Source organism: Pleurocapsa sp. FMAR1 (assembly GCF_963665995.1).
In the GTDB taxonomy this organism is placed as follows: Bacteria; Cyanobacteriota; Cyanobacteriia; order Cyanobacteriales; family Xenococcaceae; genus Waterburya.
This window is the reverse complement of record NZ_OY762512.1, coordinates 837,029-849,110: the sequence shown is the minus strand read 5'-3', so window position 1 is coordinate 849,110 and position 12,082 is coordinate 837,029. Positions and strand designations below refer to the sequence as shown.

Sequence of the window (12,082 nt, the reverse complement as noted above, 5' to 3'; positions counted from 1 at the left end):
TAGGTAAAGATAGTAATCCTGATTGACTCTAAATTCCAGGAAGGTTTAAAAGATGATGTTTTACATAACAGCATTTTTTTGATTGATTTAGTCTCAGTTGTCTTAGTAAAAATTAATATGTTTAATAAAAATATTTTTTTTGTACAATAGCACACTTGATAAGAAAATAATAACTACGCTGGTGGTAAGAAAAAACAGTTTAAAATCAACTTTTATAGTTAAGCATATAGTTTATATCTATATATAAATTGCTTTTACATTACTTTCCGCGAAAACGCTTAACTTGCTTGGCTAATAAATCTCATTAACTACTTATTTAAACTTGATAGAAGCTAATAGAACCTAAAAAAATAAATGTAATTATGTCCTAGTAAGCGATCTCATCTTTTATAGAGCATAACTATACGTTTAGTAATTTTTTAGGGAACAATAAGTACAAGTTCTCTGGAAAATAGTGTTAATCATGCAAAATAACCAAGCTGTTAATCTAAAGCGTAGCCAAAACTACGTCAAGTCTTGTCTTCAGGCAAGACCGAGACACTATGATTTTTCTTACAAAAAGCCTTTTCCTTCACAAAAAACTATTGACGAACTTTTAGAAGAAGGATATGTAGGCATAGATCATAAATTAGCTTATGACAATGCCTTTGCTGGAGTTGCACATAAATTTAAAAGCAAAATTAAATGGACAATTAGTAGTCAAACTGAAGATGAAATTTGGCTGATGACTACCGATAGGCAAGCCCTAGAAAAATTATCTGAATTTATGCTTAATAAGTTTAGCTGGTCGCCTATGATTTACTCTGTCAGACCTAAAGAAGCTTTTATTTTTACTCCTAAAAATGATACAGAAAAAGCAGCAATTGAAGCAACAGTTTCAGGAGAATATGGCTGGCAAGGATCTTTGTATTCTCTAGAATTATATGAATATCATGGTGATGAAGCTGGATTTATTTTTACAACCAAACCATTAGATACTTCCCAGCAAGAATGGCTATTAGTAAAGCTAAATTTTAAGGACTATACAGGATCTTGGAGTCATCACGATGGAACATTAGAAGAAGTTTACTATATTTGGAAAGAGAATATACAGTTGTCTGAGCCTAACTATAATCCTACTGCTGATGAAATCTTAGATGCTATAAATGATTAGTGTGGCTACTTGACTATAAAATTAGATGTAGCCCAGAAAGTTATAAACTATTGAATATAAAAAAGATAGTTTGAGTAATGGATAATAGATTTTCTAATATATTTAATTTAACTGAAGACCAGGCGATCGCCTTATTAAAAAAGCCCTTAAATACAGAAGATGGCACATCAGAGCGTTATGTTGGTGCAGCACATCTAATTAATTTTCCCACCGAAAGATCGATTCAAGCTCTAGTTGAAGCCATAGAAGATCGCGATCCTGTTTTGGAAAATCGTATTGCCAGGCGTAAAGCAGCTGAGAGTTTAGGACGTTTAAAAGCTGAAACAGCTTTACCAACCCTAACATCTTGTTTAGACGATGCAGATGTCCTAACGGTAGAAAATGCGGTGTGGGCAATTGGCGAAATTGGCACAGAAGATCGATCTATCCTCGAAGCGATCGCCCAACTACTAACTAAGCCTAATCAAACCTATCGCGTTATTCTGCACACCTTAGCTAAGTTTAATTACCAGCCAGCTATAGATAGAATTAAACCATTTACTAGCAGCGACGATCCACCAACCGCCAGTGCTGCGATCGCTACTTTAGCTCGTTTGACTAATGACTATAGCCAGATGGATCGGGTTGTCGAGTTTTTGCAACACGATGATATTAACGCCAGACGCGCCTGCATTCAAGATTTAATTGATACAGAATACTATCAGGCAATTTCCGCGATCGCTTTTGCACCTATCTCTATAGCATTTCGCTTACGAGGCATGAGATTACTTGCTGCTGCGGGTATAGCTGCGGGTAAAATAACTTTTGCTGAAATTGAACCTAGCTTAGATCGAGTAATCCGCGATCGCCCTCAAGACATTGAAATGGTACACGAGTACGATCAGCCACCATCGATAGAGTTTTTAATTAGAGAACTTTACCATACCGATTTTGGCAGGTGCTATCTGGCAGGAAAAACCCTTTTAGAAGTTTACCCTGAGCTTGCACCCCAAGCTTTATTGCAAACCTACCAAGAAGAAGCGCATAACGACTATGGCGCACATTTCCATGTGGTTAAGCTGTTGGGTTTACTTAATTACCAGCCTAGTTACGAGCTAATTGTAGAAGCCCTACACAATACCTCGCCTCAGTTTCAAAAATCCCGCGCAGCAGCAGCGATCGCTTTAGCAAATCTTCAAGCAACTCAAGCAATTTCCTTACTAAAAGAAACTTTAAATACGCCAATTTTTGAGCTTAAATATGCTTGTCTGTTAGCCTTAGAACAGCTAAAAGCTCCTTGCTGGTCAATGGTAGCTGATGATTCAAATCCGCTAATCAAAGCTAAAGCTAACAAACAATAACTAATCTAGGGTGTTTTCCAGATACGTTGATGATAATCTTTTACCTTGGCATAAGGATCGCTATTGTCGTGATGATGGTGATGTCCATGTTCATGTCCGTGTCCGTGTCCATGTCCATGTTCATCTACTGCTGCCAGACGAAACTTACACATTTCACAGTTCATCGCCACTTGACCTAGCTGCGCCTCAATTTCTCTTTCTCTAATTACCTCCAATAGCTGAGGGGCAATTCCCATTTCTGGTAAGCAAGCAAAATCAATCTCAGGATGTCGTTCTTCTTGTTGGGCAGTAATATCAAAAATTTTTTCCATTAACGTGCCTGTAAACATGAAATAGGGCAGGACAATTACCCGTTTAGCCTGATGCAAATATGCCCGACTAAAACCTGGTTCTAAACGAGGATGAGTAATACCAATAAAGCAGGTTTCTACTGTTTTGTAGCCACTACCTTCCCAGATTATGCGAGCTAGTTTGTACACATCACCATTAGCATCAGGATCGCTCGAACCCCTGCCGACAAATAGCAGTACAGTATCTTCGCGGTCAATATTACGGGGGTTATATTCTGGCTTGTCCAACTCTGCCAAGCGATCGCGCCATAGCTCGATAATTTTAGGAGTAATCCCAAAATGGCGACCATAATTAAAGCTTAACTGAGGATAGGGCGATCGCGATCGGTCTAGCTCGTTGGTAACATCAAATTTATTGTGTCTGGCAGCAAACAACAAAATTGGCAAAGCTGTAATTTCTGTATAGCCTTGTTCAACGCAAGCTATTACAGCTTCTTGAATTGTCGGCTGAGTAAGCTCTAAAAAGCCAGGAATAACAGGACGAGAAGTATCCAATTTTTTATAAGCTTCGACAAAATCAATAAAGGTTTGTCTACCTCGTTCATTTTTTGTACCATGACCAATCATTAATAAAGGTCTTTGATAAGGCAATGGCTGTAATTTAAGTTGATTAATACTCGATTGCAGAGAAGAATTGACAAAAACCATCTGTACCTCGCAGATTTGTTAATTAGGTTAACTATTTTGAGCGGCGGGTATTCTGACTTAGAGATTGTTGACTATTTAACTTGCGCATTCCCTTGCGCCTAACGGCGACGCGGGGTCGCTCGTCAACCTCATCACAGTTGCGGGACAGTGTTGGATTTACACCAGTCTTTCCCCATTACTTCTAATGACTGTTTCCCATTAGAACCGACTTATCTCGATCATACTCTTAGTCATATTCAAGTAAATCAGGAATTTAGCTTAAATTAAGACTTGTATAGCCAAAATAAGCTGTTAACCAAAAATCGAAGTTTCTGGCGATGTCTAAACATAAACTTGGCTTCAGACACCAAAATAAAGGAGTTTGGTACAACAATTGCTTGTTGTACCAAACTCCTTTAGTGATTAGAATCTATTTGATTTATGTATGATTGCAGTTGATAGTCTCTGGAGAGAACTACATGATTCCAATTTGGCTAAGAATTCCCTGACCAGTAAAGTACTCTACAGCAACACCAATGACAAAGCCTAACATAGCTAGGCGACCATTCCAGTCTTCTGCGAATTTAGTAAAGCCGAATTTATTTCCTTGGTTTTCCATTAGTTGTGACCTTGTTAAGATATATCACTTACTATTGTAATTAATATAAATTTTTGTTGCAATAGATTTACAAAATAACTTTCTAATAGTTTTGAACGTCAGTTCGGGTTAACGGGTTAAGATGATATTGTCTTCTACGTTTAAAATTGAACCATCGGGGTTTTCTAAGACAAATCCCCCATCGCGAATCATAGCTAAATCAGCGTCTTCTGATTGTCCAGTGGTGGTAAGATAGTCGCCGACAAAAATAGAGTTAGCAGGATATAAACCCATTACCTGTAGCGATCGCAAGTGGACTTCTCTCCCCCCCGCAATTCTGATTTCTTGCTTAGGCAGAATAAATCTAAATAGGCTTAAGATTCGTAAACAGCGACGGGGATTTAGCTGATTAACGTCGCTTAAAGGTGTGCCAGCAATGGGAATTAGAAAGTTAACTGGCACGCTGGTAACGTCTAACTCTCGCAAAGAATAAGCCAAGTCGATAATATCTTCATCGGTTTCATTCATGCCCAGAATTCCCCCTGAACAAGTCGTAATACCTGCTTTTTGGACGTTTTTAATTGTTGCCACGCGATCGCGAAAAGTATGAGTGCTACAAATATTCTCGTGGTGATTTTCTGAAGTATTGAGATTATGGTTAACTCGATCTACTCCCACTTCAGCTAAACGTTGGGTTTGAGATTCATTGAGTAACCCCAAACAGGCACAGATCTTTAAGTCGTGTTTCTCTTTGACGGCTTTAAAGGCATCTAATACGTTGTTAAAGACAGATTCCGAAGGCGATCGCCCTGAAATAGCCATGCAAAACGTACCTGCTTTTAAATCTGCTGCCTTATCTGCTGCCTGGACAATTCTTGCTTGGGCTATCAAAGGATATTTCTCAATCTCGGCGGTTGAAATTTTTGATTGAGAACAATAGTTGCAGTCTTCGGGACATAAGCCACTTTGAGCATTGAGTAAAAAGTGAAGTCTGACGCGATTTGACCAATAATGATAACGAACCTTGTAAGCTGCTGCTAATTGCTCTAATAAAACCAAATCTGGGGCTGTTAGAATGCTTTTGGCAGTGGTGCGATCGATTAACTCTCCTGCCAAAGAAAGTTTAGCGATGGCATCGTAGTCAATTTTAGTCATGGCAATTAAACTTTATTGCAGAGAACTTTATTGTTTTACCACGAAAATCAGTGATTAATTACTAGTTATCATTCCTTGCCATAGCTTAGTAGAGTTAGCTAAAAAATATCAGGCTGGCTGACTAAGGCGATCGCGAATGGTATCAGCGATCGCCTGTAGCCAAGTTTCGGTAATCATTTCCTTTGATAGTTGAAATACACAATAGCCTTGTTGCTGCGCTAAATTGAGCTTTTCATAATCTCGCATAAGGCTTTTGCCTGTAGTGTGTCCACCTTGATGCCAAATTTGTCCATTAATTTCGATTGCTACCTTGGCAGAGAAATTAACATAATCAAACTTAAAGCGACGCTTGGGAATTAGCCGTACTTCTGTTTCCAAATCTAAATCGGGAAATAATTCTGACCATAAGAGATCGAACTCAAATTCTAAGCTACTGATGCTCATCAGTTAAATTAATTGTTTTTTATAAAAGATAACCTCAATTTTTTGTATTGACCAATGGTCACAGCAGCGCAAAGTTAAAAGAAATTTTCAATTCACACACTAGACGTAAATTATAATTGTTAATGCTTGAATCTATATTACTTAGTTCTACAATTCTCATTGCTCAGTTACCAAAACCCGATCCTCAATTTACCCAGCTAAAAACTCAGTTAGAAAGCTATGGATTTAAAGTTAATCTAGCTATTCCACCCAGTTTCAGGCTACCCAATCAGCAAATAGACTTTCAGAGGCGAAGACTGAGAAAACCTTATGGTGTATTAAATGCTGCTAATAAATCTATTTGGATTAACCCAATTGTTTTTGACTTAGGCATTAGCAATCGGGTTTTGATTCACGAAGCTACTCATGCAGCACAATTTTGCGCGGGAAATAGCAACATACAACCTATCGGCTTGGATATTGAACCCATCAAACAAGCTCAACCTTTTTTTAAAAGATATGTTGATACTTATAGTCAAGCTGTAGAAAAAGAAGCTTATGCAGTCCAAACTCAGTCTAATGGTTTTGCCTTAGTCACATCTTTATTAAATCAGCATTGTTAATCACTTTAACAGCTTTGACAAAAAATCTGGCTGGCAAAATATAGCAATACGCATTTATATTAGGACACTTATTACTTTTTACTTACGAGCAATCAAATTTTCTGTCCTAACCGATCAACGTACTGCGATACTTGTACCCTATTCCATTAGCCAGCCAAATAATTCTCCTAAAGTTAGCTCAAAAGCTTTGGCAAAATCTGGTACGGGTAAAACGTCTGTTGCTGCTTCAAAAAACGCGGGCTTTTGCTGGGGAAAATAGACTAAGATTAACTGCTCGTCAGGATCGATTAACCAGCCTAACTGTGTACCGTTATCCAAACAATGAAGAATATTTTTGACTACTTTTGTATGACTTTGACCAGGAGATAAAATTTCGATTGTCCAATCTGGTTCCAAGTTAAAAACATTTGCTATTTTGCCATTGTCCTGGCGTGGAATTCGATCCCAAGTAAATATAGTGACATCAGGTACAGTAGAACGCCCAGCAAATGTACATCTTAACTCGGGAAAGGCTCTAGCAATCTTTTGGGGTTTAAGCGTGCCATTAAGAGCAATAATTAATTCTGCTTGTATCGTACTATGTTCGCCTTGAGGCATTGGTTTTTGAATAATTTTGCCGTCGATATATTCTCTGGCAGGTTTAGTTTCTGGTAATGCCAAAAAATTTTCTAAAGTGATGAGTTTAGAGGGAGTTGTAACCATAACGTCATTTCCTAATCAAATTGAGTTTGATAATAAGGCGATCGCAGCTAAATTTTACGTATATTAGCAGCACACTAAAGGCGGCATCAGACGGCAAATAACTTGTTTTAGAACCATGGCTGTCCAGTCGATGTCTGCCTCGGTGGTATCTTTGCCCAAGGTTAAACGGATGCCTCTTTTAGCAGCAGCAGCATCATAACCCATTGCTAATAAAATGGGACTGGGATTAAGTTTGCCACTATGACAAGCAGAACCTGCACTAATGCCAATTCCTGCCATGTTTAGCTGACGCACAATTGTTTTTCCCGTCACGTCTTTGGCTTTGGCAGCAAAGCGATCGCTTAAAATTAAACTGACATGGTGAGGCAGCCTGTATAGTCTATCGCCTGTAATTTCTAGGCAAGGATAGTCAGCCAATAAGTCAAATAGGCGATCGCGTAATCTCTGCAAACGAGAAATTTCTACGGACATTTCTGCTGCTGCTAATTCTGCTGCAATTCCTAAAGCGGCGATCGCAGGTAAAGCCTGAGTTCCCGAACGAATATTCTTTTCTTGTCCACCGCCACCCAATAAAGGTACAAGCTGAATACCACGACGAATATATAACGCCCCTGCGCCCTGGATACCATAAATTTTGTGAGAGGAAAGAGATAATAAATCTACTCCCAACCGCTCTACGTCAATAGGCAAACGCCCTGCAACCTGCACTGCATCAGTATGAAACAAGCTACCGTGATCTCTCGTTATTTTGGCTAATCGTTCTATCGGTTGCAGCGTACCAACTTCACTTTGTCCATAGATAATTGAGACTAAAACTGTATTTTTTTGCAGAGAAGCCTGTAAATCTAGAGGATTGACTCTACCATATTGGTTAACGGGCAATCTTGTTATCTGCCAACCCCATTTCTCTAGAAGCTTGGCAGGTTCGTTAATTGCTGAATGCTCAACGCTAGAAATTATTAGATGCTGGGGAGTAGAATATTGCCTAGCAACTCCTAAGATAGCTAAATTATTGGCTTCAGTTCCTCCAGAGGTAAAAACAATCGATTCTGGATCACGAGCATTAAGTAAGCTAGCTACCTGTAATCTAGCCGTTTCGATAACTGTAGCGGCTCTTTGTCCCCAATTATGCAGACTAGAAGGATTACCCCATTGCTGCTGCAATACAGTTTGGGCTAGGGCGATCGCTTCTGGACGCGGTTTAGTTGTCGCGCTGTTGTCTAAATAAATCTGCATACAGTTATAGTTTTTATCTTTAAATCTTTAGATCTACTCTTAATTTTGCTGAGTTATGCTATTTAAGTTGTTGGCTTAATCTTATTTTCTCTTGTCAAGGCGATTTTACACTACCCACTCAGATATATTTTTAGAGCATCAAGCAGGGTAAATATTTTTATGTTATCTAACTGACCTTACGCAGCAAGACGAAAAATCATTAGTTTCAACGAACTGCAATGATAAACAAATTAATCTTTTACTCTTTAACCAGTCCTAAAAGATGATTAATTTGTTTCTTAAGAACTACCTAAATAAAACAACAGGTATATGGGAACTGCGAAGCATTTGAGCCGTAGTGCTGCCAATAACTAAATGACGAATACGACTATGACCATAAGCACCCATTAAGAGAAAATCAATGTTTTTCTCGGCGACATACTTTTCCATTTCTGGTTCTGGGTTGCCCTGTAGCACTTCACATATAGGATTAAATCCGCCTGCCTTTACTATTTCTGAGGCGGTTGATAAGTGTTTTCTGGCGGTTTCTTGGTCGCGCTTAGTCACACAAATTATATGTAATTCTAAGTCGCTAAACTCAGACATTTTAGCCAAATAATCTAAAGCTTTTTGACAGCTTTGACCTCCGTCGTAAGCTAATAAAATGCGCTTGATTGGTTTAAATTTTTTAGGAGTAACTAAGCAGGGTTTATGACTAGCGCGCACAATACGTTCCATGTTTGCGCCTAGATGTTCGGTGGCAAAGTTAGCGTTTTCTCCCCGCTTGCCTAAGATGATTAAATCACTATTAGTTTCTAGCTTGTGAAATAAATCAACCAAAAAACCTGTTTCGTGAGTCAGTTTAACCTCATCTATATGGCGATCGCTAAAAAACTGCTTGGCTTCTTCGAGGATAATTTTCGCTCTTTGATGATTAACCTTAGCTTTAGCTGATTCTAACTCTACCAACTCACTTAAAAGCTGCTGATAGGAATCAACACCGATACTACCAGAGAAATCGGCAGCCTGGGTCGCTTGTTCTCCACGGTGATCGGTTACATAAAGGATTTCAATAGCAAATGGCTTGCGTTGTGCCAGCCATGCTGCATACTCATAGCTTACTTGAGAATACGCAGAACCATCGGTGCATAAAAGAATTTTTTTCATGTCGCACTTCGTTTTTGGTTTACCCAACCTCGTACCTTAGAGAGTGTAGATCGTCACCTACTTGATTAACAAAACCCGTGATTTAAGCTAGAGTCACTACTATTCTCTGTTTCCATCAACCTAAATATAATAGTTCTTAGGACATATTAGCCCGTATTATGCCAGGAAAAGTTAAAAAACAGAGTCAAAAATCAGAATAGATTACCAAGAAAAGTAACTCAACTACTAGCAATAATCATATCGTTATTGCGAAACTTTAAAAAGTGTTTCCTTGAACAAACTATAGTAACTTGCTAATTTTAGACATCAATTCAAACCCGTGTTAGAAAAATTTTATTGACTTAGATTTTGCTCGAACCTGTGTTATCTATATCTATATATTGAAACCAAAATAACCGAAGCTGTTTGTAAGTTAATTTTAATTAAAAATTCTATTGGAGGTAATTAGCTACCGTGAACTTTCTAGAGATTATTGATAAGGGTGGTCCGTCTATGTATCCCTTGCTTTTGTTGTCAGTGTTATCTATTGCGACAATTCTAGAGCGACTTTGGTTTTGGTCTAGGGTAGTTTTTAAAGAGAGAAAAATATTTAATCGCCTGATGGAAGCTGCCGATCGCAATTGGGATCTAGTCGGCAAAATTGCTCAGGAACATATTAACCATCCTTTAGGAAATTTTGTTTATTCTCCTTTTAGATTATCTAATCCTGACCCTGATATGTTTCATATTGCTTTAGAATCCGCAGCAGAAGAACAGCTAGCGCGGATGCGTAAGGGAGATAAGACCTTAGAGGCAATTATTGCTCTTTCGCCTCTACTTGGCTTATTTGGTACGGTTTGGGGTCTAATTCAAGCGTTGAGTTCGATTAAAATTAGCGATTTAGGCACAGCCGATACTTCTGGAGTAACTTTAGGTATTGGTGAATCTTTGATTTCTACTGCTGTGGGACTTTTGATTGCCATCATTAGCTTGAGTTTTTATCGTTTGTTTCAGGCTTTTTGGTCAAATCAAATTAGAGTATTGCGCCGTACTGGTAGTCGTTTAGAAGTAATGTATCGCGATCGCTGGATGCAGGAAGACGATGATCAACCCAAAAATATTGTAGTGGATAATGAAGGATATACTTTTGTTAATATTAAACCACCACTCAATGAACAATGAATTGTAGGGTGGGCAGAAAAACAGTTATGTTCTTAATTTGAAAAAATCCCTAATAATGCCCACCAAAAGTATTCACTAATTAATATTAATAATCATATTTTTATGAGTCGTAAAAGAAACTATCAGCCAAAGCCTTTACAACCTTTTAAGCTCTGGGAAGACGATAGTGAAACCAGTGATGCAAATATTCAAATTCTGCCGTTAATTGACGTTATATTCTGCATTTTAACCTTTTTTATCTTGGCAGCGGTCAGTTTTTCCCGCCAACAAGCAATCAGCTTAGATTTACCTAAAGCCAAAACAGGTGCGCCTCAGCTACAAAATATTTTAATTGTGACCATCGATGATCTTGGTCAGCTATATGTCGATAAAGACCTCGTTAGTCGTAGTGATTTAGCCTGGGAAATCAAAAAATATAATCAGGCTAATCCCGATGGCTTGATGACTCTCTATGCAGCTAAAAATTCAACCTATAGAGAGGTAGTAGAGGTATTAGACACACTCCGTGAAGTAGGAGGCGATCGCGTTGCTTTAGCAACTTTACCCGAAGGTTCAGAAGCACCCAAAGTCGCACCCACTCCAGGAGTCAATCCCGCCTTACCAGGATTACCTGGTGCCGTCGATCCTTTCCCCAATCCCCCAACACCCCCAAATCCTTAAAGGATCGGGGATAAAGATAGAATTTTACTTCCTACTTATCCAGGTGGCCAGTTCATAGTGCGATCGCCTAGAATATGCAGATGCAGATGATCTACGCTTTGTCTTGCATCTACACCATTATTAATTACTACCCGATAGCCATTACTAAGCTTTACCTGTTCAGCAATCTTTTTAACCGTCATTAACAAATGTCCCATCAGTGCTGCATCTTCTGGACTCGCTTCTGACAGTCGAGGGATAGGCTTTTTGGGAATTACTAAAATATGAGTTGGTGCTTGAGGGCTAACGTCTTTAAACGCCAAAGTTAAATCATCTTCGTAGACAATATCGGCAGGAATCTCACGACGAATAATCTTACCGAAAATAGTATCTGTCATAAGCTTAATGCCAATTAAAATTGTCAAATTTTTACAATAACCATTATTGTAATATTATTATCCTTTTTTCTTAATACTATTTATTTTTATTTCTATCTAGAGGTTGTTTTTCTCAGACTTGCAGTGTTGCCGAGGTTTTACGGAGTTGGCAATCGATCAATTAACAGTGACAAAAGCATTCAACAATTAACAACCTCGACAGTTTACTCACCCTCGACAACCAAGAGGTACCCCCCGCAGGTACCTCGCCCTCGACAGTTCCTTCAACGCGGGGAACCCGCGCAACGGACTCAGATGCGGACGAAGCGTCCTTTCTCGCAACGGGGGAAACCCCCCTTCGGGTTCGTGCCTTTGCTCAAGTCGGGGAACCCGCCCAACGCAACTGCCTCACCGCAACAGTTTTGTCTCGCAACGGGTCACAGACCACGGGGCTATATGCGGGCAAGCCCTTTGTAAAGGGCAAGGAAGCTCGGCACGAATTTATTTCAGCATACGCAAGTCTTGCCTGGGCGCGATGCAATCACGCCCACA

Annotated in this window: 13 protein-coding genes and 1 riboswitch; of the genes, 5 read left to right on the top strand and 8 right to left on the bottom strand. The window is 39.0% G+C overall.

The genetic code is table 11. The features are described from left to right. Window positions 1-463 precede the first annotated feature (463 nt). Window positions 464-1,153 carry a hypothetical protein gene (locus SLP02_RS04210; protein ID WP_319419399.1) on the top strand — a complete coding sequence of 230 codons (690 nt, stop codon included), beginning with the start codon at window positions 464-466 and terminating at the stop codon, window positions 1,151-1,153. 77 nt (window positions 1,154-1,230) lie between these two features. Next, window positions 1,231-2,493 (top strand): HEAT repeat domain-containing protein, encoded by a 1,263-nt coding sequence (locus SLP02_RS04205; RefSeq protein ID WP_319419398.1) that lies wholly within the window; start codon window positions 1,231-1,233, stop codon window positions 2,491-2,493. A gap of 5 nt (window positions 2,494-2,498) precedes the next feature. Here SLP02_RS04205 and SLP02_RS04200 read toward each other — a convergent pair whose 3' ends face one another. The 4 genes from SLP02_RS04200 to SLP02_RS04185 form a co-directional block, all read right to left on the bottom strand. Continuing rightward, window positions 2,499-3,491, bottom strand: coding sequence for a sirohydrochlorin chelatase (locus SLP02_RS04200; protein ID WP_319419397.1), 993 nt, complete (start codon window positions 3,489-3,491; stop codon window positions 2,499-2,501). A 24-nt stretch (window positions 3,492-3,515) separates the two neighbouring features. Then, a riboswitch (cobalamin riboswitch) is annotated at window positions 3,516-3,715 on the bottom strand. A gap of 230 nt (window positions 3,716-3,945) precedes the next feature. Beyond that, window positions 3,946-4,089: a high light inducible protein gene (locus SLP02_RS04195; protein WP_319419396.1), complete on the bottom strand. Its 144-nt coding sequence runs from the start codon at window positions 4,087-4,089 to the stop codon at window positions 3,946-3,948. A gap of 108 nt (window positions 4,090-4,197) precedes the next feature. Further along, window positions 4,198-5,223: a biotin synthase BioB gene (gene bioB / locus SLP02_RS04190; protein WP_319419395.1), complete on the bottom strand. Its 1,026-nt coding sequence runs from the start codon at window positions 5,221-5,223 to the stop codon at window positions 4,198-4,200. 108 nt (window positions 5,224-5,331) lie between these two features. After that, window positions 5,332-5,667: a hypothetical protein gene (locus SLP02_RS04185; protein ID WP_319419394.1), complete on the bottom strand. Its 336-nt coding sequence runs from the start codon at window positions 5,665-5,667 to the stop codon at window positions 5,332-5,334. Window positions 5,668-5,789: 122 nt separating this feature from the next. On the opposite strand from SLP02_RS04185, the gene SLP02_RS04180 reads away from it, so the two are divergent. Then, window positions 5,790-6,269, top strand: coding sequence for a hypothetical protein (locus SLP02_RS04180; protein ID WP_319419393.1), 480 nt, complete (start codon window positions 5,790-5,792; stop codon window positions 6,267-6,269). A gap of 138 nt (window positions 6,270-6,407) precedes the next feature. On the opposite strand, the gene SLP02_RS04175 is transcribed toward SLP02_RS04180, so the two are convergent. The 3 genes from SLP02_RS04175 to SLP02_RS04165 all read right to left on the bottom strand — a co-directional run bounded on the left by SLP02_RS04175 (window position 6,408) and on the right by SLP02_RS04165 (window position 9,353). Continuing rightward, window positions 6,408-6,971, bottom strand: coding sequence for a Uma2 family endonuclease (locus SLP02_RS04175; protein ID WP_319419392.1), 564 nt, complete (start codon window positions 6,969-6,971; stop codon window positions 6,408-6,410). 63 nt (window positions 6,972-7,034) lie between these two features. Beyond that, window positions 7,035-8,207: a cysteine desulfurase family protein gene (locus SLP02_RS04170; protein WP_319419391.1), complete on the bottom strand. Its 1,173-nt coding sequence runs from the start codon at window positions 8,205-8,207 to the stop codon at window positions 7,035-7,037. Window positions 8,208-8,492: 285 nt separating this feature from the next. Then, window positions 8,493-9,353, bottom strand: a complete 861-nt coding sequence (locus SLP02_RS04165) for a universal stress protein (RefSeq protein WP_319419390.1) — start codon at window positions 9,351-9,353, stop codon at window positions 8,493-8,495. A gap of 453 nt (window positions 9,354-9,806) precedes the next feature. On the opposite strand from SLP02_RS04165, the gene SLP02_RS04160 reads away from it, so the two are divergent. After that, window positions 9,807-10,514 (top strand): MotA/TolQ/ExbB proton channel family protein, encoded by a 708-nt coding sequence (locus SLP02_RS04160; protein ID WP_319419389.1) that lies wholly within the window; start codon window positions 9,807-9,809, stop codon window positions 10,512-10,514. Between the two features lie 102 nt (window positions 10,515-10,616). Continuing rightward, a complete protein-coding gene (locus SLP02_RS04155) occupies window positions 10,617-11,174 on the top strand; it encodes an ExbD/TolR family protein (RefSeq protein WP_319419388.1) in 558 nt (185 codons plus the stop codon). 35 nt (window positions 11,175-11,209) lie between these two features. Here the strand turns inward: SLP02_RS04155 and SLP02_RS04150 are convergent, their stop codons facing one another. Then, window positions 11,210-11,551: a histidine triad nucleotide-binding protein gene (locus tag SLP02_RS04150; protein ID WP_319419387.1), complete on the bottom strand. Its 342-nt coding sequence runs from the start codon at window positions 11,549-11,551 to the stop codon at window positions 11,210-11,212. Window positions 11,552-12,082 lie beyond the last annotated feature (531 nt).